This window comes from Vibrio sp. Vb1729 (genome assembly GCF_033338655.1).
GTDB lineage: Bacteria > Pseudomonadota > Gammaproteobacteria > Enterobacterales > Vibrionaceae > Vibrio > Vibrio alginolyticus.
In genome coordinates, this window is sequence record NZ_JAWOTB010000011.1 from 518054 (window position 1) to 542618 (window position 24565).

23 protein-coding genes are annotated in these 24565 nt (G+C 46.7%); 9 read left to right on the top strand and 14 right to left on the bottom strand.

Annotation, left to right across the window (positions count from 1 at the left end):
- Together R7E29_RS07135 and R7E29_RS07140 are read left to right on the top strand one after the other, a co-directional pair.
- Window positions 1–1203: a phenylacetate--CoA ligase family protein gene (locus R7E29_RS07135; protein ID WP_054576075.1), complete on the top strand. Its 1203-nt coding sequence runs from the start codon at window positions 1–3 to the stop codon at window positions 1201–1203.
- Between the two features lie 136 nt (window positions 1204–1339).
- Window positions 1340–1936, top strand: a complete 597-nt coding sequence (locus R7E29_RS07140; RefSeq protein WP_054576074.1) for a methyltransferase domain-containing protein — start codon at window positions 1340–1342, stop codon at window positions 1934–1936.
- A 288-nt stretch (window positions 1937–2224) separates the two neighbouring features.
- Here R7E29_RS07140 and R7E29_RS07145 read toward each other — a convergent pair whose 3' ends face one another.
- From R7E29_RS07145 to budA, 3 genes are read right to left on the bottom strand one after another with little or no spacing between them, the layout of a single operon-like run.
- The gene (locus R7E29_RS07145; protein WP_064354692.1) at window positions 2225–2983 is read right to left on the bottom strand and encodes an SDR family NAD(P)-dependent oxidoreductase; all 759 of its coding nucleotides are present in this window, start codon (window positions 2981–2983) and stop codon (window positions 2225–2227) included.
- A complete protein-coding gene (alsS, locus tag R7E29_RS07150) occupies window positions 2980–4683 on the bottom strand; it encodes an acetolactate synthase AlsS (RefSeq protein ID WP_054576072.1) in 1704 nt (567 codons plus the stop codon). The genes R7E29_RS07145 and alsS overlap by 4 nt, the downstream gene beginning before the upstream one ends.
- A gap of 29 nt (window positions 4684–4712) precedes the next feature.
- On the bottom strand, window positions 4713–5498 hold the full coding sequence (budA, locus tag R7E29_RS07155) for an acetolactate decarboxylase (protein ID WP_017633685.1): 786 nt from the start codon (window positions 5496–5498) through the stop codon (window positions 4713–4715).
- Window positions 5499–5595: 97 nt separating this feature from the next.
- Here budA and R7E29_RS07160 point away from each other — a divergent pair, with 97 nt between their 5' ends.
- The 3 genes from R7E29_RS07160 (at window position 5596) to R7E29_RS07170 (ending at window position 7831) form a co-directional block, all read left to right on the top strand.
- Window positions 5596–6477: a LysR family transcriptional regulator gene (locus R7E29_RS07160; protein ID WP_054576071.1), complete on the top strand. Its 882-nt coding sequence runs from the start codon at window positions 5596–5598 to the stop codon at window positions 6475–6477.
- A gap of 129 nt (window positions 6478–6606) precedes the next feature.
- Window positions 6607–7332 (top strand): hexitol phosphatase HxpB, encoded by a 726-nt coding sequence (gene hxpB / locus R7E29_RS07165; RefSeq protein WP_054576070.1) that lies wholly within the window; start codon window positions 6607–6609, stop codon window positions 7330–7332.
- Window positions 7325–7831: a hypothetical protein gene (locus R7E29_RS07170; protein WP_020480907.1), complete on the top strand. Its 507-nt coding sequence runs from the start codon at window positions 7325–7327 to the stop codon at window positions 7829–7831. Before hxpB ends, R7E29_RS07170 begins: the two co-directional genes overlap by 8 nt.
- Before the next feature lie 133 nt (window positions 7832–7964).
- Here the strand turns inward: R7E29_RS07170 and R7E29_RS07175 are convergent, their stop codons facing one another.
- From R7E29_RS07175 to R7E29_RS07185, 3 genes are read right to left on the bottom strand one after another with little or no spacing between them, the layout of a single operon-like run.
- On the bottom strand, window positions 7965–8093 hold the full coding sequence (locus R7E29_RS07175) for a DUF2474 domain-containing protein (protein WP_074190543.1): 129 nt from the start codon (window positions 8091–8093) through the stop codon (window positions 7965–7967).
- Window positions 8094–8113: 20 nt separating this feature from the next.
- Entirely contained in the window at window positions 8114–9121 is a 1008-nt protein-coding gene (gene cydB / locus R7E29_RS07180) for a cytochrome d ubiquinol oxidase subunit II (protein ID WP_047101326.1), read from the bottom strand.
- A 28-nt stretch (window positions 9122–9149) separates the two neighbouring features.
- Window positions 9150–10514, bottom strand: coding sequence for a cytochrome ubiquinol oxidase subunit I (locus tag R7E29_RS07185; protein WP_054576069.1), 1365 nt, complete (start codon window positions 10512–10514; stop codon window positions 9150–9152).
- Window positions 10515–10650: 136 nt separating this feature from the next.
- Between R7E29_RS07185 and R7E29_RS07190 the strand changes: the two genes are divergently transcribed.
- Window positions 10651–12084 carry a PLP-dependent aminotransferase family protein gene (locus R7E29_RS07190; protein ID WP_081008266.1) on the top strand — a complete coding sequence of 478 codons (1434 nt, stop codon included), beginning with the start codon at window positions 10651–10653 and terminating at the stop codon, window positions 12082–12084.
- A gap of 9 nt (window positions 12085–12093) precedes the next feature.
- Here the strand turns inward: R7E29_RS07190 and R7E29_RS07195 are convergent, their stop codons facing one another.
- Window positions 12094–12642 (bottom strand): sugar O-acetyltransferase, encoded by a 549-nt coding sequence (locus R7E29_RS07195; RefSeq protein ID WP_025767897.1) that lies wholly within the window; start codon window positions 12640–12642, stop codon window positions 12094–12096.
- 333 nt (window positions 12643–12975) lie between these two features.
- Here R7E29_RS07195 and R7E29_RS07200 point away from each other — a divergent pair, with 333 nt between their 5' ends.
- A complete protein-coding gene (locus R7E29_RS07200; protein ID WP_054576068.1) occupies window positions 12976–13842 on the top strand; it encodes a mechanosensitive ion channel family protein in 867 nt (288 codons plus the stop codon).
- 98 nt (window positions 13843–13940) lie between these two features.
- Here the strand turns inward: R7E29_RS07200 and R7E29_RS07205 are convergent, their stop codons facing one another.
- The 7 genes from R7E29_RS07205 to R7E29_RS07235 form a co-directional block, all read right to left on the bottom strand.
- Complete coding sequence (locus tag R7E29_RS07205; protein WP_005373256.1) at window positions 13941–14261, bottom strand: DUF1840 domain-containing protein; 321 nt, start codon at window positions 14259–14261, stop codon at window positions 13941–13943.
- A 175-nt stretch (window positions 14262–14436) separates the two neighbouring features.
- On the bottom strand, window positions 14437–15339 hold the full coding sequence (locus R7E29_RS07210) for a hydroxymethylglutaryl-CoA lyase (protein ID WP_053307595.1): 903 nt from the start codon (window positions 15337–15339) through the stop codon (window positions 14437–14439).
- Window positions 15320–17368, bottom strand: a complete 2049-nt coding sequence (locus R7E29_RS07215) for an acetyl/propionyl/methylcrotonyl-CoA carboxylase subunit alpha (protein WP_054576067.1) — start codon at window positions 17366–17368, stop codon at window positions 15320–15322. The genes R7E29_RS07210 and R7E29_RS07215 overlap by 20 nt, the downstream gene beginning before the upstream one ends.
- Window positions 17361–18143 (bottom strand): enoyl-CoA hydratase-related protein, encoded by a 783-nt coding sequence (locus tag R7E29_RS07220; RefSeq protein WP_054576066.1) that lies wholly within the window; start codon window positions 18141–18143, stop codon window positions 17361–17363. The genes R7E29_RS07215 and R7E29_RS07220 overlap by 8 nt, the downstream gene beginning before the upstream one ends.
- 105 nt (window positions 18144–18248) lie before the next feature.
- Window positions 18249–19856, bottom strand: coding sequence for a carboxyl transferase domain-containing protein (locus tag R7E29_RS07225; RefSeq protein WP_054574658.1), 1608 nt, complete (start codon window positions 19854–19856; stop codon window positions 18249–18251).
- Between the two features lie 114 nt (window positions 19857–19970).
- Window positions 19971–21140 carry an isovaleryl-CoA dehydrogenase gene (locus tag R7E29_RS07230; protein ID WP_054576065.1) on the bottom strand — a complete coding sequence of 390 codons (1170 nt, stop codon included), beginning with the start codon at window positions 21138–21140 and terminating at the stop codon, window positions 19971–19973.
- 45 nt (window positions 21141–21185) lie between these two features.
- Window positions 21186–21572, bottom strand: a complete 387-nt coding sequence (locus R7E29_RS07235) for a MerR family transcriptional regulator (RefSeq protein ID WP_005373242.1) — start codon at window positions 21570–21572, stop codon at window positions 21186–21188.
- Window positions 21573–21781: 209 nt separating this feature from the next.
- On the opposite strand from R7E29_RS07235, the gene R7E29_RS07240 reads away from it, so the two are divergent.
- Window positions 21782–22960: a thiolase family protein gene (locus R7E29_RS07240; protein WP_046264876.1), complete on the top strand. Its 1179-nt coding sequence runs from the start codon at window positions 21782–21784 to the stop codon at window positions 22958–22960.
- A gap of 70 nt (window positions 22961–23030) precedes the next feature.
- Window positions 23031–24524 (top strand): CoA-acylating methylmalonate-semialdehyde dehydrogenase, encoded by a 1494-nt coding sequence (locus tag R7E29_RS07245; protein WP_054576064.1) that lies wholly within the window; start codon window positions 23031–23033, stop codon window positions 24522–24524.
- The last annotated feature ends 41 nt before the right edge of the window (window positions 24525–24565 follow it).

The following is a 24565-nucleotide window of genomic DNA, read 5'->3' on the forward strand; positions in this document are numbered from 1 at the left end:
ATGAACGAACTATTTGATGCGAAAGAATCGTTGTCTCTACAGGCGCGAGAAGAGTCGCTGTTTCAACGTTTGCCAGCACTGATTGAAAATTCGAAAGCCAATAGCGAACATTACGCGGCGCATTTTTCTGAGTTAGAGCCTACATTGGCAAACAATCGTGAAGGGCTTGCTCAGTTCCCGATTACACGTAAGTTCAATGTACCTAATCAGCAGCAACTTAAACCGCCGTTTGGTGGCTTAAATAGCGTTGCCATTGGTCAAATGGCACGTGTTTTTCAGTCTCCTGGGCCTTTATATGAGGCTCAAACGAATGAGGCCGATTTCTGGCGTATGGGGCGCGCGTTTCACGCTGCTGGGTTCTGTGCGGGTGATTTAGTGCATAACACGCTCTCTTACCATTTCTCTCCTGGCGGATTTATTATGGATGGTGGCGCAAGGGCTTGTGGCTGTGCGGTATTTCCGGCTGGAGTAGGCAATACCGAAGCGCAAATAGAGGCAATTAAACAGCTTCAACCTAATGGTTACACTGGTACACCTTCGTATTTGCTGACGTTGCTACAAAAGTATCAAGAGAAATACAATGAGCTGCCTAGCTTTGAGAAAGCTCTGGTCTCTGGTGAAGCGGTTACAGCAGACATGCAACAGATGTTTGAGGAAAAAGGCATTGCAGTATTTCAAGCCTACGCAAGTGCAGAGCTTGGTTTGATTGCTTATCAAGTGTCTGGTGAACAAGGATTAGTGATTTCCGAAGATATTATTGTTGAAATCGTTGATCCTGATGGTGTTCCTGTACAACCGGGAGAAGTCGGTGAAGTCGTTGTAACGTCGCTCGATGAGAAGTTCCCGCTGATTCGCTACGCAACGGGAGATTTATCGGCATATCTAGAGATTAGTTCTGATTCTTCACGCACGAATGCACGAATTAAGGGCTGGATGGGACGAGCAGACTCCGCGGTGAAAGTAAAAGGGCTGTTTGTTTATCCGCATCAGATCCAAGAAGTCTGTCGTCGCCACGATATTAAAGGCTCCTTGAAAATTGAGCGCGATGGCTTCAACGATGCCATTACTTTCTGTTGTCATGATGTGCATGTATCAGCAGAGGACATTCAAGCAACACTCCAGTCTGTCACTAAACTGAAAGGCAATGTCCAGTTTGTACCGAACCAAGCGGAGCAGCCGTTAATCAATGATCTTCGCAGTTAACTCATTGGTGGCATAAGTGCAGTAGAAAGTGGTTGTCATAAAAAACTAACAACGTCAGACAAAAGGCTAGAAAAGGGATACCACATTGCGCTGCGTATCCCTTTATTTTTTACTACCGCAATCAGGGAGCGGGTAAATGAAACAGGCACCAATGATTAACACACAATTCTGGGATGATTTGTTTATCCGAGGCACTATGCCTTGGGATGCCCAATCGACACCTCAAGAACTCAAGGATTATCTCGACAATTCACTTCATGTAGGCCAGTCAGTGTTTATTCCTGGGTGTGGTGCCGCTTATGAACTGAGCACTTTTATTCAATATGGGCATGACGTGATCGCGATGGATTACAGCCAAGAAGCGGTAAAAATGGCGCAATCAACGTTAGGTAACTACAAAGATAAAGTCGTATTGGGTGATGTATTTAATGCCGATTTTTCTCACTCGTTTGATGTCATTTACGAGCGGGCCTTTCTCGCAGCACTACCGAGAGACATGTGGTCAGAATACTTTGCTATGGTGGATAAATTGCTGCCAAGAGACGGTTTGTTAATTGGTTATTTCGTTATAGATGATGATTACCTATCACGCTTCCCTCCATTTTGTTTGAGAAGTGGGGAACTGGCATCTTTTCTAGAGCCCACGTTTGAACTTGTGAAGTCCTCAGTGGTGGCAAACAGTGTTGAGGTTTTTAAAGGCAGAGAGCAATGGATGGTGTGGCAGAAACGTTAGTCGTCACTGAGACTTCTTTAGAAAGTATTCGCGGAAACTGTCTGGTTCTTTGTGAATCGCTGATACATAAGTCTTCACTCTATGTCTGATGGAATGCTCACATAGTTTGTCGGTTTGTGTGAAACATTAATTTCTCGTTGCTGGTTTAAGTTGTTGAGATATCTCTAACAGCGGTTGAGTGGTTGAGTTTATTGCTGGCACGGGTTATGTGCTCAGAGCGTAAAGCGACAGATCAGCATCGATCCGAAAGGTAGTAGAACGTCTCTTACTGATCTGTCTATTTCATGCTTATACTATTTTAGGTTGACCATCTGATGCGGTGGCACCGCCGTCTACAGGTAGGTTTACGCCATTAATGAAAGATGCGTCATCACTTGCCAAGAAAGTCACGACAGACGCAATTTCTTCAGGTTCGGCTGCTCGGCCAAGCGCAATGCGCTCATTGAATTTATCGCGGATGTCCTGCGGCCAGCCGTTTGTCATGTTGGTTTTTACTAAACTTGGGCATACGGCGTTAATTCTTACCCCATCCGCACCATGGTCCAATGCCATCGCTCGGGTAAGGTTCACCACTGCGCCTTTACTCGCGCAATAGAATGCGGCACCCCAGTCACCACCCAAACCGGAAACGGACGCGGTATTTACCATACAACCTTTCGTTTTTAAGAGTTCAGGCAAAGCAAACTTCGCGCAATAAACAACACCATCAATGTTTACACCAGAGATCTTCTTCCAGTCTTCCAAACTACCTTCAATCACGGAACCTGGGACATGTACGCCAGCATTGTTTACTAAAATATCCAGTTTACCGAAACGGGTAACAACATCAGAAATCAGTGCTGCGACTTTGTCTGGATCAGAAACATCAATGGAATGTGCCGACACACGCTGTTTATCAAAGCCCTCAACGGCGTTTGCCAACTGCTCTTCATTCCAATCGGCAAGAGCGACGTTTGCGCCTTCTTCATACAAACGTTTTGCGATGGCCAAACCAATGCCATTGGCAGAGCCAGTCACGAGTGCGACTTTATTTTTTAATCCTCTCATGCGATTTCTCCTTCGAAACTTACAAAAACGGGATCTTGATTTTTCTCTGTGCGCGGCAACATCAGTTTGTCGTTGTCGCTGTAATCTACGGGGATAGCCACCACTGCTGGTCCTTCAACATCCATGGCTTTATTCAATGTCGGTAGTAATTCGTGTTGACTAGTCACTGCGAAGCCTTTCGCGCCAAATGATTCGGCGTACGCCTTGAAATCAATTGGTCCAAATTTCACACCAGAGCAGCGCTGATATTTGTTGATCTCTTGCATTTCTACCATGTTGTAGGCGTTATCAACCCACACAATATGGACGATATTGCAGTTCAGTCTAACCGCGGTTTCTAACTCCATGCTCGATTGCATAAAACCGCCGTCTCCTGATATCGATACCACTTTGCTACCAGGTTTTAGTAGGCTGGCACCAATGGCCCATGGCAGTGCAACGCCCATCGTTTGTTGGCCGTTAGACACCAGCATTTGGCGAGCTCGAAAACAGCTTAAGTAACGAGCGATCCAGATGTGGAAGCTCCCCATATCAAGGCATAGCGTGGTATCTGGTGTGATGATAGATTGCATGGCTTTAATTAGCGCCAGTGGATGAAACCCTTGCTTGTTATAGACATTGGGATAGGTCTTGATCACTTGCCGTTGCAGTGCTACCTCTTCCAGTACTGAAAGTGCCGTTGGGGAAAGGCGAGCATATTCAGAGATATAGCTGCCCATCTTGTCTAATGACTGCGCAATGTTTCCGACGATTTCAACACAAGGCAGATAATTAAGTTGGTATTCTGCTGGTTCAATATCGAGGTGAATCACTGGGTTGCGGTGGCTGTTCCAAAGCTCAGGGTCATACTCTATTGGGCTAAAGCCGATGGTGAGAATTAAATCGGCGTCCCGCAGTAAAACATCGCCAGGTTGGTTATTAAACAAACCGACACGCCCAGCAAAGTGATGATAGTAATTGATGTCTACCGTGCCGGCGGCCTGGTAAGTGCCGACAACGGGTAGCTGCGTATTTTGAAGAAACCGAGCGATAGCAGCAGCGTTTTGACTGCGGCTCGCGTGAAGGCCAAGTAAAACCACACAGCGCTTTGCTTTACTGATTCGACTGACCGCTTCTTCGATTGCTGCGATGTCTGCGCAACCAGGCTGTGTGTAAGGCGAGGGGACAATAATGTCCGTTTGGGTTTGCTCGGATAAAACATCTTGGGGGAGACTCAAAAAGCAAGCCCCAGGACGACCTGACTCTGCGATACGAAATGCGTTCGCCATGATCTCGCTTGCGGCGTCCACATGCTGCACTTCAGCACTGAACTTAGTTATAGAGCGAAAAATACTGACGGTATCCATGCTCTGGTGTGTTTGTTTTTGTTGGTCAGTTCGTTTCACCGCACCACCGATAGCAATCAGCGGATCGCCTTCGGAGTTTGCTGTTGCAACCCCCGTAACTAGATTTCCACAGCCAGGGCCTGACGTAACCATTGTGACGCCTGCTTTGCCGGTTAGTCTTCCCATAACGCCCGCCATAAATGCGCCGTTAGCCTCGTGGCGTACCGGAATCATTTGGATGTTAGTGTCTTCAATCGCATCGAACAGTCGATCGATTTTTGCACCGGGAATACCGAAAATGTACTTAATGCCGAGAGACTCTAGCTGTTGAGCGATCAACTGAGCTCCATTTTTATTTGAAGGTTTGGATTGCATTTGTTGTCCTTATTATTTGCCTGACTTTGTTACTTTTCCGCCTTTTCTATGGCGGTATTTATATCTTCCGGAGCCAAATTGGCGTTGAGGAAGTCTGTCGATACTGGGGTATCAATCACTAGCCGCGAGACTTTGCCAATCTGGAGGAACCCTGACGAAATGCTGTAATCCTGAATATGACCACCTCCTTGGCGGTCATCGGTAATAAAGTGTTCGTGATAGCCGGGCACATTGATGCCAGTCGTATATTTAGGACTGCGAAAGCCGGCGACCACGCCTTGCTTATGCGTGAAGCGGAACGTTGGTTGTTCTTTGACCACTTCAAGCATTGGCCGATAAGGGCGTGTTTGTTTAGGTACGGTGCGAGTACGAACTGAATCGAAAACGCCATCAATGCGCACTGCGCAAAATAGGTTATCGCTTGGAACCATCTCGTCTATGATGCTATGGACTTCATGACGTGACATGCGCGATGTCAGTGGCAGCTCGATATCAGGCTTAAAAAAAGTCATGACAGCAAAGGGCGTTTTTTGCGCCAGGTCTGCCGGGTTTGCGGAGCCATCCGACTTGAGTTGAAAAACTTCCTTATCAAACGCAATCAACTCACCATCCAATTCATTGAACGTACCTAAACCAAAATCCCCATGTTTCAGCAGTTCTTCTATGGTTGTTGAGCCTTCGTAAACACCAGCGATCAAAGCACTCATTAACGAAGTCTGATAAATCTCACCATCTCCGGTAACGTGATGGTATTCAGAAAATTCTTTCGCTACTTCAAGCGAACAAGCACATAGAGGGTTATAAAATCCACGCATGAGTAAGACCAGTTATGCAATGAAGAGTATATTTAGATTGACTTCTACACGGTGCTAAATCCAATATAAAAAAGATTTATTTTGATATGGAAAATATATGGAATTTCGCTACCTGAAGTATTTTGTCGCGGTCGCCGAGACTCGTCACTTTACCCGAGCAGCTGAACAGTTAGGGATTGCGCAACCTCCTTTGAGTCAACAAATCAAAAAGCTAGAGCACGAGCTTGGCGTGGACTTATTTAAGCGCTTGTCTAGAGGAGTAGAACTGACCCATGCAGGGCAAGTCTTTTATACGGATGCGGTAAATATTCTTGCTGATGTGGAACGCGCTAAAGCAAAAGCCCGACAGATTGCCCGTGGTGAAAATACGCAGGTTAAAATTGGGTTCGCGACGTCAACATCAACCTGCATTAAGGTATTGGAGAGGATTGGGCGTATTCAAGAGAATGGGGTTCATTTACAGACGGCGGAACTATCAATGCCAGAGCTTGCCACTCAGTTAAAAAGCAAACAACTTGATCTCGCAATCATGCGGCTACCCTGTTACGCCAGTGAGCCTTTTGAGCACAAGGTGTTGTTTAACGACCCGTTTGTCGCAGTGATTCCGGCGGGCCACGAGCTGGCAAAATATCCCTGTATCCAGATGAAACAGTTGAGAGGCCATAAAATTTTACTGTTTCCACGAGAGACGGGCCCCGCATTGTTTGATGGCATGAGCACACTTTTTTCCGACGCAGGAGTAAGGCTCGAACCACAGTTCGCAGCACCGCAACTTCGTACGACGATTGCCATGGCGCAGGCCGGGTTAGGTATCGCTCTCGTACCGCGCTCACTGGCTGAACATCTCGATGATTCCGCGACAGTCGCCGAGATTGAGGATATCCCTCTCATTAGTCGTGTTGTTGTTGCTTGGGAGGCATCTAATCTCAATAAACAAGCGCTAAAAGTAGCCATGCACATCGGTCATGTTGAGGCTTAAAGATGAGTCATCGAACTGGCTCTGATAGCCACAGGCAAATGTGATACTCTCACTCGTTATATGCAAAGCTATGCTTTGGTTGAATAGACAAATCTTACTCAACGAATAGAACTTACTGAGGATGTACCAATGATATACGCTGCGGTCTTTGATATGGACGGGTTGCTGATTGATTCAGAACCTTTGTGGAAGGAAGCGGAAAAGCAGGTGTTTTCATCAGTTGGTGTCCAAGTGACCGAAGTGCTGTCAAAGCAGACTGCAACTATGACGACAGGTGAAGTAACAAGGTTTTGGTATGAACGTAATCCTTGGCAAGAAAAGAGCCTAGAGGAAGTAGAGAATGCTGTTGTGGATAAAGTGGAGACATTAATAATTGAAAAAGGATGCGAATTAGAGGGTGTTACAGAAACACTCAAATTGCTTAAGGAAAAAGGGTTTAAGATAGGGTTGTCTACTAATTCACCTTATCAACTCATTCCCATCATTTTGAACAAACTCGGTATTGCCAGTTACTTTGACGCGATATCATCGTCAGACGATGTAGAGCAGGGTAAGCCAGAGCCAGATGTCTACCTTTTAACAATCAATAAACTAGGTGTAGATTCAAGTAACTGTATTGCCTTTGAAGACTCTTATTCGGGTATGCTTGCGGCAACACGAGCAAACATAAAAACAGTCGTGATACCTCAACCTGATAAGTTCTACCAAGAGTTTAATGAAGCCAGTCTAAAGCTGCAAAAGCTATCAGAGTTTAATGAAAGCCATTTGGCGAGTTTAATGGACTTGAATTTGAAAGAAACAATTGCACCAACACCGCATGAAAGTTTTTTAGAAGAAGGACTTGATTGTGAATAGTCGGTCGCTGAAAAAATACCTACTGCCAATGTTCTTATTGGTTTTACCTATAGAATCATTCGCAAAAGATACGACTATGTTGGACGAGCTCAATAATCGATTTGTTACATTTGAAAGGCGATTTGATGATTGTATCAACTCTGCTTCTCAAAATGATATGAGTGAAAACATTGTCGGTCAGATTCAAGCGCTTAATATTGATTTTGAAATTTCGGTTGGCTATTTATACAAACAATCACTTTATTTATGCTCTGATGATGAATTCAGTGATTTAGCAAGAATTATCATGATAATTGAAACCTCCGATAATGATGGATTGCAATTATCAAAGGCAAAAGCTAGTCAAATTAGAAAGCTACTTTTTAGCAAAGTGGATTTACGTTTAGAGTCGAAGTTTCAAAGTTTACCGCAAGATAAAAAGGAAGCATTACTGAGCATTGCGAAAAAGCTTGAACCTTTTGATCTCGTAAGCATGCATGAACGACTTCAGGCAATGTAGACTTATGAAAGAATGTTTTGAGTAGATTCTTAACGCTTGGCTTTTTCATTAAGATTGAGTATTAGGTTCAACGCCTCTAGCTCTTACACAAGATCTAGAGGCATCCATTTTTTATTGACTTAAAAATGCCGCGCTAAGATTTTAACCCTGCAGCGGTCATCATGACGCGAAATAACATAGACACTAACCCTAATGCAGCGACGCTAACGACCCATATTCCAATCATCCAAGCCCATTGGCGGCACCAATTTTTGATTTTCATACTCACTCCTTATCAACTCGTTAATGGTACGCTTCGCCTTCTTTTACTTTTCCGGAGAAGACGTAGTAACTCCAAAAGGTGTAAGCCAGAATGATCGGGATGATGATCACTGCTCCAACGAGCATAAAGCGCTGACTGCTTGCAGGAGCCGCTGCTTCCCATATTGATATGCTAGGAGGAATGATATTTGGCCAGATACTGATGCCAAGCCCAGCGAACCCGAGAATCACGATCACTAACGCCATCACGAAAGGGCTGCGCTCTTTACGCTTTTTAACGGAGTCGGCAATCTTCAAACATACCAGCCCAGTAATGACAGGTACGGGCAGTAAGTAGAACAAATTAGGCAGAGAAAACCATCTTTCCGCAATGGCAGGGTAAGCAAGTGGAGTCCAAGCGCTCACAATGACTAATGCGGAGATCATCGCCAGTAGTGTTTTGTTAGTGAAGCGGTGCATCGTGTTTTGCAGTTCACCTTCCGTCTTCATGATGAGCCATGTGCTACCAAGCAGCGCGTACGTTGCGACTAAACCCAAACCACAGAAGATGGGAAAAGGGCTGAGCCAGTCGAGTTGGCTACCTACGAAGACGCGGTTTTCCACCGCAAAGCCTTGAATTACCGCGCCAACAACGATGCCTTGGAAAAACGTGGTTAAAATCGAGCCGACCATAAAAGAGCGATCCCAGAACTTTAAGTGGTTTTCCAATGCTTTAAAGCGAAACTCAAATGCGACTCCACGAAAGATCAAAGCAATCAACATCAACGTTAAAGGGATGGTTAGCGCTTCAATAATCACCGCGTAAGCCATCGGAAAAGCGCCAAATAGAGATGCGCCTCCAAGCACAATCCAAGTTTCGTTGCCATCCCAAACTGGCGCGACACTGTTGACCATGACGTCTTTTTGTTTTTCATCCTTGATGAAGGGCATCAGTATTCCAATACCCAAATCGAAGCCGTCCATGATGATGTACATCAAAGTGGCAAAAACGATGATCGCGAACCAAATCACGGATAAATCAAAATGCATATTTTCTACCTTCACTTTGTGACAAATTCTAAATGCGACCTGAAACGGTCGTCATGTCGTGCTCATCGTGTTCGATTGCATCGGGGCCTTTCTTGATTTGGTGGATCATGTAGTAATACCCAAAACCAAACACCAAGCTGTATACAACAAGGAAACACAGCAGGCTGATGCTCATTTGTAGGTCTCCGTGTGCAGAAACCGCATCACGCGTTTTTTGTACGTCATACACGACCCAAGGTTGCCGACCAACCTCTGTCGTAAACCAGCCAGCGAGTATTGCGATAAGACCAGATGGCCCCATAAACAATGAAAACTTGAGGAACCAACGCGAGGTATAAAGCGTGTTCTTTTTTCGTAACCATATGCTGTAGAAGCTCTGAAAAATCATCAGAAGTCCTAGCCCGACCATGATTCGAAATGACCAAAAGACGATAGGTGAGTTCGGTCGTTCCTCTTTCGGGAAGTCTTTCAGCGCCGGGATTGGCTCAGTTAAACTGTGGCGTAGGATCAAACTTCCTAAAACAGGAATTTCTAAGGCATAGTCTGTGCGTTCTTGTTCCATGTTTGGCATGCCGAACAATATCAATGGGGTTGGTTTGCCATCGCTGTTATCCCAATGTCCTTCGATGGCGGCGATTTTGGCGGGCTGGTATTCCAAGGTGTTTAGCCCGTGCACATCGCCAATCACGGCTTGGAGTGGCGCAAGGAACACTAAGATCCCGAGCGACATCGAAAACATGGTTTTTACCGAAGTCGATTGATTGCCTCTCAATAAATGCCAAGCGGCTGACGCGCCTACAAAGAGTGCTGAACTGACGAAAGCCGCGACGCTCATGTGCGCCAAACGATAAGGAAATGAAGGATTGAAAACGATAGCAAACCAGTCGGTTGGCACCACACGTCCGTCGACAATTTCATAGCCTTGTGGCGTTTGCATCCAACTGTTGGAGGCGAGAATCCAGAAGGTTGAAATGATCGTTCCTAACGCCACCATCGAGGTTGCAAAAAAGTGCAGCTTTTCGCCGACGCGACGCCACCCAAACAGCATTACGCCAAGAAATCCGGCTTCGAGAAAGAAAGCCGTTAACACTTCATAAGTCAGTAATGGGCCTGTGATAGAACCAGCGAAGTCGGAGAAACCACTCCAGTTGGTGCCGAATTGATAGGCCATGACAAGACCAGATACAACACCCATTCCAAAGTTAACCGCAAAAATTTTCGACCAGAAGTGATAGAGCTTTTGGTAATCGGGATTACGTGTTTTTAGCCATAAGCCTTCCAGCACGGCGAGATAGGTGGCCAAACCTATGGTGATAGCGGGGAAAATAATATGAAAGGATACCGTAAAGGCGAACTGTATCCGTGCAAGCATAAATGCGTCGAGGCCAAACATTAAACTTCCTTTGATCTTTTAAGTTTTATGAGAGAGCTATTTTAAAAGGAGCGGAATGAGGGAAGTAGGTACAGACAGTGACTATAAACCTATAACAGATTAAATATTGAAGTGTTATTATTTTGAATTCGGCTTTATGGAAGGGGATTTGCGTTTGGCGAAGTATCAAGAGTTAGTGGAACAGCTTAAAAGGCAGATAAAATCGGGGATATGGCATCCGGGTGACAAGCTGCCTTCGCTGCGTCGCCAATCTGAACACTCGGGTTTGAGCTTGATGACGGTGTTGCACGCGTATCAAATTCTGGAATCTCAAGGCTGGGTCACGTCACAGCCGCGATCTGGTTATCGAGTCGCGCCCAATATTAAGAGCTCAAATGAACCCCAAGCGCCAGCCGCGGTTTCGTGGACTGAGCAGGTAGACATCAATGAGTTTATCTTTGATGTTCTGCAGGCGAGTAAAAATCCATCCATGATCAATTTTGGCTTTGCCTATCCAGACCCAAGTTTGTACCCACGATATCACGTGAATCGGGCGATGAGCGCAGCCGCTCGCAATATGCCGATTTCCACCACCTTTGATAACTTACCGCCGGGAAACGAGCAATTACGCACCATCATCGCGAAGCGTTATGCTGCGAAAGGCATTGAAATTTCACCCGATGAAATTGTCATTACGGCAGGCGCGCTGGAGGCGTTAACGCTCAGTTTGCAAGCCTGCACAAGACCGGGAGATTGGGTGGTTGTGGAGTCGCCTGCATTTTATGGTGCATTGCAATCCTTAGAGCGGTTAGGTTTGAAAGCGCTCTCAGTAAGAACAGACCCAGTCACGGGCATTGACCTAGACTCATTGGAACGAGCGCTGCAAACACACGATGTGAAAGCATGTTGGCTGATGTCGAACTTCCAAAATCCTCTGGGTTTTACGCTCACCAACGAGAAAAAACAAAAGCTGATTGAGCTGACACAGCGATATAACGTGCCAGTGATTGAAGATGATGTGTACAGCGAACTGCATGCCGAGAATGACTCGGTTTACCCACTAAGAATGTTTGATGACACGGGCAATACCATGTTGTGCTCCTCGTTTTCAAAATCGTTAATCGCAGGGCTACGTATTGGTTGGGTTGCGGCGGGAAAGCGGGCGCTAGAGGTACAAAAGTTACAGTTAATGAGTACATTAGCGACGAGTGCACCAGTGCAAATGACATTGGTACACTATTTAACAAGCCGCAATTATGAATCTCATTTGAAGCAGTTACGGAAAAAGCTGTTTGAACGTAAAAGTAAGATGACGGTTCTGCTTAGTGAGCTGTTACCTGAAGCAGTCAAAGTGTTAAGCCAAAGCGGTGGGTACTTTATTTGGTTAGAGCTTCCCAAGCATATTGATGCCTTGCAGATATATCGAGAAGCGCTAAAAGGTAATATCAGCATCGCACCGGGAAAGATGTTCAGCCTGACAGAACAATACGATCACTGTATTCGTCTTAACGCTTCTTTTGAGCTCAATGACAAATATGTTCATGCTCTCAATCTGCTTGCTAATATTATTCGCGAGCATTTGGCGAAATAGCGACTTTCTTCAGTTTTTTGGTTTAATGGAGCGCGCCGGATTTCCAACAACTCGATCGCCCGGCGCAACGTCTTTGGTTACGACAGAGCCAGCGCCGACGACGGCCTCATCGCCAATGGTCACGCCCGGCAGTATGATTGCGCCCCCACCAATCCAAACGTTATTGCCAATTGTTACCGGTTTGGCGATCTCATCTCCGGCTAAGCGTCTTTGTGTATCGAGTGAATGAGCGGCTGTGTAAATTTGCACTCTAGGCCCAATCATGACGTTCGCGCCAACCTCAACCTGCCCATTGTCCAGAATAATGGCATCCCAGTTGATGTAGGTGTTTTCTCCGATGGACAAGTGACAACCGTAGGTAAGTTGTAGCGGTGGCTCTATACAGGCGCTGTTTTTTAATTGGACGCCCATTTCCGCCAATAGTTGTCTACGGATATCTGGGTTTGGCTCGTGGTTAAATTGGAAGACAAGCTGCGCAGTTTTGGCGCGCATTAGCTTTAGTTCTTCATCCAGACAATTATAGGTTTCTCCAGAGCGCATCCGAGTCAGTTCTGACATAACAATCATTCCATCAATGTTATTTGCAATAAGGTGCATAATAAGTGAGAGTGATTCGAAGTGAAAATTTGATGCTTAAAAATCAGAAAGTTATCACTGATTTGCCTTGCGTATCCAGTTGGTTGATTGGCTCGTTTAGTTCACAAAGACGTATTCCCTAAATGGCTTAATCGGTTGAAGCCAAAGTGGGAAACCACTCGAAGCGTTTTACGTAGATTACAATATAGTTAATAAGAAGAACTTAATTGAGCCGCTGCGCTATCGATTGATCCAAAAATTTATGACTTATGCGCTCTGGCTTGCTGGCAACGATGAATCAAGAGTGAGCACTTTATGTTCGAACGGGTCATTTCATTTTTAGAAACAACACTGTTTACCTTTAACGAACAACCTATCACGTTGTGGGCGATATTGATGGTGCCGACATGGGTGATTGTCGCTTTATGGTTGTCCAAAATTTTAATCAAAACCGTTACGTCAAGAATGTCCTCATCGGGGAAAGATCCAAACGTGATTCATTTGGTTAAACGGATATTATTTGTCATCGCTCTAGCCATTATTTTTATGACCACACTTTCGATGATCAATGTGCCAATCACCGCGTTCGCCTTTCTGTCTGGTGCCATCGCTATCGGCTTCGGTTTTGGTGCGCAAAACATCATTAACAACTTCATAAGTGGCTGGATTTTGATTGGTGAAAAGCCAATCCGAATTGGGGACTTTTTAGAGGTTGAGGGCGCCAAAGGCACTGTCGAGCAAATAAATACACGCTCAACGAGAATCAGGCGAACCGATGGTGTTCATATGCTCATACCCAACAGTCAGTTGATTGAGAACGTGGTGATCAACTGGACGTTATGCGACAGATTAGTTCGTGGCTCGGTCGTCGTCGGTGTCGCGTATGGGAGCGATGTCAAACAGGTTGCTGCCTTAATGGCGGAAGTGACTTCGCAGCAAGCGCAAGTTCTGAGTTCGCCAGCTCCAGACGTGTTTTTTCAAGACTTTGGTGACAATGCTTTGATCTTCGAATCTTATTTTTGGATTAACTCAACGGTTGAGGGCGGGATTCGATCGGTCGCAAGTGCCATACGTTTTGAAATCTATGAAGCTTTCGAAAAGCACGGTATTGAAATCGCGTTTCCACAACAAGATGTGCACATTGATGGGCAAATCAAGTTGTCTAGGGAGAGAAACGGATAGGGCGATAAGCGGTGTTGGTGCCCTTATCTTGGCTTCGAGTAGTGATAGCGAGGCGGTCACAACACGGATTAACCTCGCTAGAAACCAGTTTGAAGGCGTTATTGGTTGTCCCACATGACTTCGCATTCTTCTTTGATTGCTGATTTTAGCAACTCAATCAGTGGAAACGCTCTGCGTCCTAGGCTTACCGCGGGCTCTGCTTGTTCTTCCTCTTCGTCTACATCAGTAGGGAGGTTTTCTTCAGCTGCATTTTTCGCCGATAGAGCAGAAGTTAATCTTGATAGCGCGTCAGGAACATCTTGAGCGGAAATTGATCCCGGCACAGTGCCGCTGTGACCCATCATTTTGAGCATATCTAATGCAATATCACCAAACATTGTGACGTTTGAGTGGCTTCGACAACGAAATGTTATGAGCATTTACCTGATCCTGTTTTATATGTTCGCTTTGAAACTAAATTGTAGCTGAAATCAGGCACTAATTAATGTGATGAAGACCGTTGAGCGTTAAGGTTTTTATGAGTAGCAATAAAAAACGGGCACGTACGTCTGCATGCCCGTTTAAATACATTATTTGATTATGATGGTTGATGATTTACAAGCTATACGGATCGCCTAGAGCCAATGCGACCCTAGAAGCTGGAGGTTTTCCTAACGCACGGCAAATTTGCCAACCCGCTTCATTGATGACGCTAAGGTCAACGCCCGTTTCAATCCCAAGTTGCTCACACAGATAAAGTACATCTTCCGTTGCAACATTGCCACTGGCACCTTTCGCGTAAGGGCAGCCGCCCAAACCAGCAACCGCACTATCAATGGTGTTGATGCCCATTAACAAGGCTTGGTAGATATTGGCTAATGCTTGTCCATAGGTGTCATGAAAATGTACCGCGAGCGCGTCTTTTGGCAGTAGCGTTAACAACGAATCCAGCATGGCGATAACGCGATTAGGCGTTGCTTTACCGACAGTATCACCGAGCGAAATCTCATAACATCCCATATCAAACAACGTATTGGCGACCTTGGTAGTTTGCTCTGGCTTGATTACTCCCTCATATGGACACACCATGGTACAAGACAAGTACCCGCGTACAGGAATGTTGTGCTGGTTCGCCAATTCGATAACGGGTTCAAATCGAGCGAGACTTTCGGTAATGCTGCAGTTGATGTTCTTCTGGCTGAACGTTTCTGAAGCGGAGCCAAACACCGCAATTCGCTTTACACCGCTTTCCAGCGCACGTTCTAACCCTGCGAGATTTGGTGTGAGCGCGCTATAAACCACGTCAGGCTTTTTTGAGATACCAGCAAACACCTGATCGGAATCGGCCATTTGAGGCACCCACCTTGGAGAGACGAAAGATCCCGCCTCAATATGCTTTAAGCCACTGCTGCTTAGTTGGTTAATCAAACGGATTTTATCAACCAGCGTCACTGCCGTTTCATTTTGCAGACCATCACGAGCGCCGACTTCGACGATATTAACCTTCGCTGGTAGCATATTCGCGCTCCTTATCTTCACTGACGTTATCCGATATCAAAGACAAATTCAGCAGTATGGAACCGTGCTGTACTTGGTCCCCGTGCTGATAAAACAATTCGTCGACTGTTGCTGCGACCGGAGCCGTGATGGTGTATTCCATTTTCATTGCTTCGAGTACCAAAAGCGGATCGCCCGCCGCCACTTCGTCACCTTTAGCCACCATAACTGCTGAAATTATGCCGTTGAGTGGTGCGGTTGGACTTAGTTCATCATCTACATCTTTTGCAGAGTCAAAGTTAGGTTGATGAGCGAACGTGCGCTGCTGACCAAGATAAAATAGTGTTGTTCTTTGTTCATCGCTAAGTGCATTAAAGGTGTAACGCATATTATCAATATCGACGATAAATTGGTTGTCACTTTCAAGCAGGATGACCTGATGCAGATCCTCGCCGCATCGGACAGTGAAGTGAGATCCTGTATCTTGCGATGATTGTTGCAAACGTACTTGATGGTTGGCATTGGCATCCGTGAAGTTAAATCGGTAAACGTTGTCAACCGACAGTCTAAAACCTCGTTTGGTTGGCGCGGGTAACGTTGAGCTGTCTGATTTTGAAATCAGATCATTCCGGCGAGCAACCGCCGCCAATGTAAGCCAGATTGAATCCGACACGTCTTGCTGCTCATTTATGCCTTGTTGATGTGTGACGAGGAAACCTGTATCAAGCTCAATCTCTGCAAAGGCTGGCTGCGAAATAATGCTGTGCAGATAACCAATGTTTGTCGTTACGCCACGTACGTGATATTTAGTTAACGCCTGCTTAAGCTGCTTTAGAGCGATATCACGAGTTTGCCCCCAGACGATCAGCTTGCTGATCATTGGATCGTAATATTCGCTGATGCTATCGCCTTGGGTAACACCGCTATCAACTCGTACGTACGCTAGGCGCACATTACTGTCTGATACGGGTTCTTTTAAGTAGTCAATGCGGCCAGTCGACGGCATAAAGTCATTGTCTGTATCTTCTGCGTAAATTCGCAGCTCAATTGAATGACCGTTGTGGGTGATTTCAGATTGCGAAATAGGTAAATGCTCGCCAGCTGCGACTTTGAATTGCCACTCCACCAAATCAACGCCGGTGATCAATTCAGTGACAGGGTGTTCAACTTGCAGACGGGTATTCATCTCCATGAAGTAGAATTGACCTCGGCTATCGAGTAAGAACTCCACCGTGCCAGCGCCAACATAGTCGATCGCTTGAGCGGCCTGAACCGCAGCTTCACCCATTTGTTTACGCAGTTCATCACTAAGACCGGGAGCTGGTGCTTCTTCGACTACTTTTTGGTGACGGCGTTGAATGGAGCAATCGCGATCAGAAAGATAGACACAGTTGCCATGTTGGTCAGCAAATACCTGAACTTCAACGTGGCGAGGCTGCAATATACATTTTTCGATTAGAAGCTGCTTATCGCCAAAGCTTGAAAGTGCTTCACGCTGCGCACCGTCGATGGCCAGAGGCATTTCGGCTGCGCTATTGACTACTCGCATGCCTTTACCGCCACCCCCTTGGGTTGCTTTAAGCATCACTGGGTAACCGATTTTTTCAGCTTCCGCTAATAAGTGCTCTACGCTGTTGTCTGTGCCGTGATAGCCGGGAACCAAGGGCACGTTCGCCTCAGACATGATGGCTTTGGCGTGCGACTTCGAACCCATTGCTTCAATTGCGCTGGTGGAAGGGCCAATAAAGGCGATGCCATTTTCGCTGCACGCTTTCGCCAGTTTCGGGTTCTCGGAAAGAAAACCATACCCAGGGTGGATAGCATCGGCTTGCCATTTTTTCGCAGCGCCGATAATCGCATCGATATCGAGATACGATTCACTCGCCGGAGCGGGGCCAATGAATTCAGCGAAATCCGCTTGTTTAACATGTAAGCTGCTGCGATCCGCTTCGGAATAGACGGCAACCGTCTCTATAGCCATGCTTTTTGCGGTTTTAATGATTCGGCAGGCAATTTCACCGCGGTTTGCGATCAGTATTCTTTTAAACATGATTCCTCCAATTGGCGGCGCGCTTTTCAAAAAATGCAGCTAGTCCTTCTTGTCCTTCGCTGGACACGCGAGCGGTTGCAATAGCTTGGCTGGTGTATTCAATTAATGAGTGATCGATAGGTTGATTGTCACAACGTAAGCAGAGTGCTTTTGCTGCCTGCATGGCTTGTGGACTGTTGTTAAGCAGGTGATCAATGGTGCGATTGACGGCTTCACGTGGTTGAGCGTCTATCTGATGAAGAATACTCATCGATAGTGCGGTTTCGGCATCAATCAGTTCCGCGGTTAAAAAGTAGCGTCGGCTCTGTCTTTGTCCAATCGCTCGGATTACGTAAGGTCCGATGGTGGCGGGTAACAAACCGAGCTTCACTTCACTCAAACAGAAGCGGCTTTCAGGTGTACCAATAGCGATATCGCAGCAGCAGATAAGCCCAAGCGCGCCGCCAAATGCAGCGCCGTGCACCATAGCAATGGTTGGTTTGCTAAAGGTATCCAGCGTATGCAAAAGTTTTGCTAGTTGCTGTGCATCTTGCAGGTTTTCACCCTCGGTTTTGGTTGCCATTGACTGCATCCAGCCCAGATCTGCTCCCGCAGAAAAGTGTTTTCCCTGTGCAGTAAACACCAGTGCACGGAGAGAATCGTCCTTTTCGAGCTGTTCTAGTGTCTCAATTAGTGAGGCAATCAATGCGTCATTAAACGCGTTGTGTTTTTCTGGTCGATTGAGGCTCAACCAAGCAACGCCATTGCTGTCTTTTTCAAGCAGTAGTCCGGTCATGTGACTTCCTTTGTCTGACATTTCAGTCTCTATTCCAATGCTCGCTAACCGTTACTTGTATAAACATCGGTGTTTGCGAGGAGTTAAGGTTTGCCTTGCATCCGACTACATACGGAAGATGCCAAATTTGCTGTCTGGTATCGGCGCATTAAGCGCAGCAGACAGAGCAATGCCGACAACATCACGGGTTTTTGCAGGATCAATAATGCCATCGTCCCACAGGCGAGCACTGGCGTAATACGCATGGCTTTGAGTCTGATATTGCTCCGCAATTGGACGTTTGAACGCTTCTTCTTCCTCCGCGCTCCAGCTTTCACCTTTGCGAGTTTTGATATCGCGGGTCACTTGCGCCATCACGCCAGCCGCTTGCTCTCCACCCATGACGGAGATGCGCGCGTTTGGCCACATCCACATCATGGTTGGATCATAAGCGCGGCCACACATGCCGTAGTTTCCTGCGCCATACGATCCACCAATAACCACGGTAAACTTCGGCACGTCTGCACACGCAACAGCAGTTACCATTTTCGCACCATGTTTGGCGATGCCTTCGGCTTCGTACTTCTGACCGACCATAAAGCCCGTGATGTTCTGCAAGAAGAGCAGAGGAATTTTGCGTTGTGCGCACAGCTCAATAAAATGCGCGCCTTTTTGTGCTGATTCCGAAAATAGAATGCCGTTGTTAGCGACAATGCCAATCGGCATACCGTGAATATGGGCAAAGCCACAGACCAAGGTTTCGCCGAACAAGGCTTTAAATTCATCGAACTGGGAATCATCAACAATTCGGGCAATGACCTCTTTAACATCAAACGGCTTTTTAAGATCGGTTCCGACGATGCCGTACAGCTCTTGGGCAGGAAAACGTGGTTCCTGAGGTGCTTTTTGCTTGAGTTGAACGGGTTTCAAGTGGTTGATTTGTGAAACCGCTTGTCTTGCCAACTCTAACGCGTGGTGATCATTTTCTGCGTAATAGTCCGCCACACCAGAGGTGCGACAGTGAACGTCTGCGCCACCAAGATCTTCCGCGCTGACTTCTTCACCTGTCGCTGCTTTTACAAGAGGTGGACCTGCCAAGAAAATCGTACCTTGTTCTTTGACTATGATGGAAACATCACACATCGCAGGAACATAAGCGCCGCCAGCGGTACATAGCCCCATGACCACCGCAATTTGTGGAATGCCTTTGGCCGACATACGGGCTTGGTTGTAGAAAATACGGCCAAAATGGTCTTTATCTGGGAATACCTCATCTTGGCGGGGTAGGTTAGCGCCGCCAGAGTCGACTAAGTAAACACACGGCAGTTGGCATTTTTCTGCAATTTCTTGTGCTCTTAAGTGCTTTTTCACGGTGAGTGGGTAGTAACTGCCGCCTTTTACCGTCACGTCGTTCGCGACGATCATGCACTCATTGCCGTCAATTACACCCACACCGGCAACCACTCCAGCACATGGAACGTAATCTGGATACACATCCCAGCCAGCAAATTGACCAATTTCTAGAAAGGACGAACCAGGGTCGAGTAGGGCAAGAATGCGCTCACGTACCGGAAGTTTGCCTTTCTTCTGCTGATGCTCGCGGGCTTTCTCACCGCCACCATCTTCTATTTGGGCAGTCACGGTATAAAGTTGATCTACAAGTGACGCCATAGAGCGGTAGTTTTCCTGATACTGCTCTGAGTGGGTATTAATATTGGTCGTCAAACAAGCCATAAATAGCCGATCTCCATTCGGTAGACGGGTGACACCACCCGCCTTTATCTATGTTGAATAAGATTTAGGTTGAATAAGGAATTTATTTAGATTCAGAACGCCTAGGTATGTTGATTAGGCGCTTTCGTTAAACAATTCGCGACCAATAAGCATGCGGCGAATTTCTGAAGTGCCCGCACCGATTTCATACAGCTTGGCATCTCGCAACAAACGGCCCGTATCAAACTCGTTGATGTAGCCGTTACCGCCAAGTAGTTGAATCGCATCCAGTGCCATCTTGGTTGCCAGCTCTGCGCTGTAGAGGATCGCGCCAGCAGAATCTTTACGTGTGGTTTCACCGCGATCACAAGCGGCAGCGACGGCGTAAACATACGCTTTAGCGGCATTCATTTGTGTGTACATATCCGCGATTTTTGCTTGAACTAGCTGGAATTCACCGATGGATTTACCGAACTGTTTACGGTCGTGAATGTAAGGCACAACGATATCCATACACGCCTGCATGATGCCAAGTGGGCCGCCTGCAAGCACCACACGTTCGTAGTCGAGGCCGCTCATCAATACTTTCACGCCTTGGTTTTCTTCGCCGAGAATATTTTCCGCAGGGATTTCGCAGTTTTGGAAGACCAGCTCACACGTATTCGAGCCGCGCATACCCAACTTGTCGAGTTTTTGTGCTTGAGTAAATCCAGGGAATCCGCGTTCCACAATAAACGCCGTGATGCCTTTGGAGTGCTGGCTTGGGTCGGTTTTTGCGTAGACAACATAGGTGTGTGCATCAGGGCCGTTGGTGATCCACATTTTGTTGCCGTTTAGCAGGAAAATATCGCCTTTACGTTCCGCTTTAAGCTGCATAGAGACCACATCAGAGCCGGCGCCGGGTTCACTCATAGCAAGGGCGCCGATATGTTCACCGGAGATGAGCTTAGGTAGGTGTTTCTCTTTTTGCGCTTGTGTGCCGTTACGGTGGATTTGGTTGACGCAAAGGTTGGAGTGAGCGCCGTAACTTAACGCAACCGAAGCGGATGCTCGGCTGATTTCTTCCATAGCGATAACGTGGGCGAGATAGCCCATGCCTGCACCACCAAACTCTTCGCTGGTGGTCACACCTAAAAGACCCATGTCACCTAATTTGGACCAAAGATGGTTTGGAAAGTCGTTAGTTTGGTCGATAGATTGCGCTAGCGGCGCAATTTCTCTTGCAGCAAAACTATTGATTTGCTCGCGAAGCAAATCGGTATTTTCGTCATAAACAAAGTTCAGGGAAGAGTAGGTAGATTTCATTGCGTGTCCTTGCCTTTACGTCACCTACATCCCAGAGTTGAGGTGTTAGGTGACTTTTTCGCCTTTCATGGATCTCAGTGTGTTTTGGCATCGCAACTGCGCAGCATTTAACTCCATCATTACCGCTTGAATGTCGTTTGCTTGCTGTTGCAATGCTGCCTTCTTCTCTTCGATCAACCGAATCATATAGTTCAACTGCTCAGTACTTTGATCGGTATCGTAGAGTTCAAATAACTCTTTGATATCTGCAAGAGAAAAGCCCAATCGCTTACCTCGCAAAATCAGCTTTAGTCGAATTCGATCGCGACCATTGTAGATTCGAGTGTTGCCTTTACGTTCTGGAGTTAGGAGACCTAAATCTTCGTAGAAGCGAATGCTTCGAGTAGTAATGTCGAACTCTTTCGCGAGCTCGCTGATCTTAAATGTGTTCATTCCTTAACCTTACGACTTTCGTATAACATTTACATGAATATACAATTCGTTAACGTTAAAGTAAACAAACAACATCCACTCTTGAGCCTTGATATCACTCGCATTTACTCGAAATAAAAGAATCACTCGAACAAACAATAACCTCAAACTTGACGTTAACGTAAATGTTAGTATAGTTATGACGTAAACGTCAACAAAAGGTTAATGGAATGAAAAATGAAACATGGATTGTTGCCGCTAAGCGAACGCCTATCGGCTCTTTTCAAGGTGCATTAGCTTCAACAGATGTCACGGAACTCGGTGCGAAAGCCATTCAAGGGGCGCTAGCCGAAAGCCAACTCGATGTGCACAAAATAGACGAAGTGTTGATGGGGTGCGTTTTACCCGCCGGTGTGGGGCAAGCGCCGGCAAGACAAGCAAGCCTTAAAGCTGAAATGCCACAATCGATTGGTTGTACGACACTGAACAAAGTTTGTGGATCGGGTATGAAAACCGTGATGCTGGCATATGACCTTATTCAATCTGGTAATGCGCATGCTGTCATCGCTGGTGGCATGGAAAACATGTCGTCTTCTCCTTATCTATTAAAGAAAGCGCGTGATGGTTTCCGTTTAGGTCACGAGCAAGTGCTTGATCACATGTTTTATGACGGGTTGCAGGATGCCTACCAAGGCGAGCTGATGGGTGTCTTTGCAGAACAGACGGCGCAAAAGTATCAGTTCAGCCGTGAAAGTATGGATGCCTGGGCGCAGCAGTCGGTGACTCGTGCGCAGCAAGCAATCGAGCAAGGTTTGTTCAAAGAAGAGATCGTGCCTGTTAACGTAAAAAGTCGGCGCGGCGAAACCTTGGTTGTAGATGATGAGCAACCGAGCAAACTCGACGTCACTAAAATTCCTACCTTACGCCCTGCGTTTGCCAAAGATGGCGGCGTAACCGCAGCAAACTCTAGTTCCATTTCGGATGGTGCGTCGGCAATGATCTTAGTCGATAGTGAGTTTGGTCGTCAGGAAAACCTTCAGCCTCTAGCCAAAATTGTCGCGTACAGCACGCATGCAAGACAGCCTGATGAGTTCACCATCGCACCAGTCTTCGCGATTGAATCGCTGCTGGAAAAAACGGGCTGGGACAAATCGGACGTGGACCTTTGGGAAATCAATGAAGCTTTTGCTGTCGTGACTCAATACGCGGTAAAAGCACTCGAACTGGACGAGAGCAAAGTGAACCCTCGCGGAGGGGCTTGTGCGCTGGGGCATCCAATAGGCGCAAGTGGCAATCGAATCCTTGTCACTTTGATTCATGCGCTAAAACAAACTGGTGGTAAGCGTGGCGTTGCATCGCTTTGTATTGGCGGCGGCGAAGCTACCGCTATCGCGATTGAAATCTGCTAAATCACTCTCAACAAAGTTTCACTTACATAACAGTAGTCAGTAACAAGCTGAAAAATACAAGGATGTCATCATGACAGAACAAGTAAAGCAGTATATCGGTGGTGAATTTGCCATCTCCGATTCAAAACAATGGCTAGATGTAACCAACCCGGCAACCAACGAAGTGATTGCACAAGTACCTTGTGCCACGGAATCGGAAATGAATGCGGCGATTGCCAGCGCAACAGAAACGTTCAAACGCTGGAAAGAAGTTGCAGCGCCGGAGCGTGCTAGATTGATGCTGCGTTACCAACATTTGCTAAAAGAGCAACACGATGAGTTGGCGATACTGCTTTCAAGTGAGACAGGCAAAACCCTCGCGGATGCAAAGGGTGACATTTGGCGTGGGATTGAAGTCGTAGAACAAGCGGCGAACATTTGTAGCTCAATGATGGGCGAAACGGTTGAGAATGTCGCAACCAATATTGATGGTTACTCTTACATTCAACCGCTCGGTGTTTGTGCTGGCATCACACCGTTTAACTTCCCTGCGATGATCCCATTGTGGATGTTCCCGATGGCGATCGCTTGTGGCAACACCTTTATTTTGAAGCCGTCAGAGCAAGTGCCACTAACGGCAATGAAACTGGCGGAGCTGTTTGAACAAGCTGGCGCACCAAAAGGCGTATTGCAAGTTGTTCACGGGACCAAAGAGCAAGTCGACCGCATTCTGACTGATCCAGTTGTTCGTGCGATCTCTTTTGTTGGCTCTGTGCCCGTTGGTGAGTACATCTACAAAACAGGTACAGACAACCTGAAACGCGTGCAGTCATTTGCAGGTGCTAAGAACCATATGGTCATCATGCCGGATGCAAACAAACAGCAAGTCATCAATAACCTAGTTGGCGCGTCAGTTGGTGCTGCAGGCCAACGCTGTATGGCGATTTCGGTTGCCGTATTTGTCGGCGAAACCAAAGAATGGATTCCAGAGCTTAAAGAGGCGTTAGCTCAGGTTCAGCCTGGCGCGTGGGATGATGAAACCGCCGGTTATGGTCCGCTGATTAGCCCTCAAGCGAAGCAGCGAGTGGTGAATCTGATTAATGAAGGCAAAGCGTCAGGCGCGAATTGTGTTCTGGATGGAACAGACTACCAAGTGCCTGGCTTCCCGAACGGTAACTGGGTGGGGCCAACACTGTTTACCAACGTGACCACAGACATGTCGATTTATCAGGAAGAAATTTTCGGGCCTGTGCTGTTAACTATGGAAGTGGATGACCTAGATGAAGCGATTAAACTGATCAATGCAAACCGCTTTGGTAATGGTACGTCTATTTTTACGGCGAACGGAGCTGCCGCGAGAAAGTATCAACACAATATCGAAGTAGGTAACGTAGGCATCAACGTTCCGATTCCGGTGCCATTGCCATTTTTCTCATTTACTGGGTGGAAAGGCAGCTTCTACGGCGACCTGCATGCTTACGGTAAACAAGCGGTTCGCTTCTACACCGAGACGAAAACTGTCACCGCGCGTTGGTTTGAAGATGACATTCCAAGCGGTCCAAACATGACCATTCAACTTAGCTAATTACTGGATTAGCGACACCTCTAGCCAAGCGCCACCGTTTA

What these genes read in the sequence shown, in the direction of transcription:
- R7E29_RS07175 (WP_074190543.1), bottom strand. Translation starts at nt 8,093, where the DNA reads ATGAAAATCAAAAATTGGTGCCGCCAATGGGCTTGGATGATTGGAATA.
- R7E29_RS07190 (WP_081008266.1), top strand. Translation starts at nt 10,651, where the DNA reads ATGGAAGGGGATTTGCGTTTGGCGAAGTATCAAGAGTTAGTGGAACAG.
- R7E29_RS07160 (WP_054576071.1), top strand. Translation starts at nt 5,596, where the DNA reads ATGGAATTTCGCTACCTGAAGTATTTTGTCGCGGTCGCCGAGACTCGT.
- R7E29_RS07145 (WP_064354692.1), bottom strand. Translation starts at nt 2,983, where the DNA reads ATGAGAGGATTAAAAAATAAAGTCGCACTCGTGACTGGCTCTGCCAAT.
- cydB (WP_047101326.1), bottom strand. Translation starts at nt 9,121, where the DNA reads ATGCATTTTGATTTATCCGTGATTTGGTTCGCGATCATCGTTTTTGCC.
- R7E29_RS07245 (WP_054576064.1), top strand. Translation starts at nt 23,031, where the DNA reads ATGACAGAACAAGTAAAGCAGTATATCGGTGGTGAATTTGCCATCTCC.
- R7E29_RS07200 (WP_054576068.1), top strand. Translation starts at nt 12,976, where the DNA reads ATGTTCGAACGGGTCATTTCATTTTTAGAAACAACACTGTTTACCTTT.
- R7E29_RS07205 (WP_005373256.1), bottom strand. Translation starts at nt 14,261, where the DNA reads ATGCTCATAACATTTCGTTGTCGAAGCCACTCAAACGTCACAATGTTT.
- R7E29_RS07185 (WP_054576069.1), bottom strand. Translation starts at nt 10,514, where the DNA reads ATGTTTGGCCTCGACGCATTTATGCTTGCACGGATACAGTTCGCCTTT.
- budA (WP_017633685.1), bottom strand. Translation starts at nt 5,498, where the DNA reads ATGCGTGGATTTTATAACCCTCTATGTGCTTGTTCGCTTGAAGTAGCG.
- R7E29_RS07140 (WP_054576074.1), top strand. Translation starts at nt 1,340, where the DNA reads ATGAAACAGGCACCAATGATTAACACACAATTCTGGGATGATTTGTTT.
- R7E29_RS07215 (WP_054576067.1), bottom strand. Translation starts at nt 17,368, where the DNA reads ATGTTTAAAAGAATACTGATCGCAAACCGCGGTGAAATTGCCTGCCGA.
- R7E29_RS07135 (WP_054576075.1), top strand. Translation starts at nt 1, where the DNA reads ATGAACGAACTATTTGATGCGAAAGAATCGTTGTCTCTACAGGCGCGA.
- R7E29_RS07210 (WP_053307595.1), bottom strand. Translation starts at nt 15,339, where the DNA reads ATGCTACCAGCGAAGGTTAATATCGTCGAAGTCGGCGCTCGTGATGGT.
- alsS (WP_054576072.1), bottom strand. Translation starts at nt 4,683, where the DNA reads ATGCAATCCAAACCTTCAAATAAAAATGGAGCTCAGTTGATCGCTCAA.
- hxpB (WP_054576070.1), top strand. Translation starts at nt 6,607, where the DNA reads ATGATATACGCTGCGGTCTTTGATATGGACGGGTTGCTGATTGATTCA.
- R7E29_RS07240 (WP_046264876.1), top strand. Translation starts at nt 21,782, where the DNA reads ATGAAAAATGAAACATGGATTGTTGCCGCTAAGCGAACGCCTATCGGC.
- R7E29_RS07235 (WP_005373242.1), bottom strand. Translation starts at nt 21,572, where the DNA reads ATGAACACATTTAAGATCAGCGAGCTCGCGAAAGAGTTCGACATTACT.
- R7E29_RS07220 (WP_054576066.1), bottom strand. Translation starts at nt 18,143, where the DNA reads ATGACCGGACTACTGCTTGAAAAAGACAGCAATGGCGTTGCTTGGTTG.
- R7E29_RS07195 (WP_025767897.1), bottom strand. Translation starts at nt 12,642, where the DNA reads ATGTCAGAACTGACTCGGATGCGCTCTGGAGAAACCTATAATTGTCTG.
- R7E29_RS07230 (WP_054576065.1), bottom strand. Translation starts at nt 21,140, where the DNA reads ATGAAATCTACCTACTCTTCCCTGAACTTTGTTTATGACGAAAATACC.
- R7E29_RS07225 (WP_054574658.1), bottom strand. Translation starts at nt 19,856, where the DNA reads ATGGCTTGTTTGACGACCAATATTAATACCCACTCAGAGCAGTATCAG.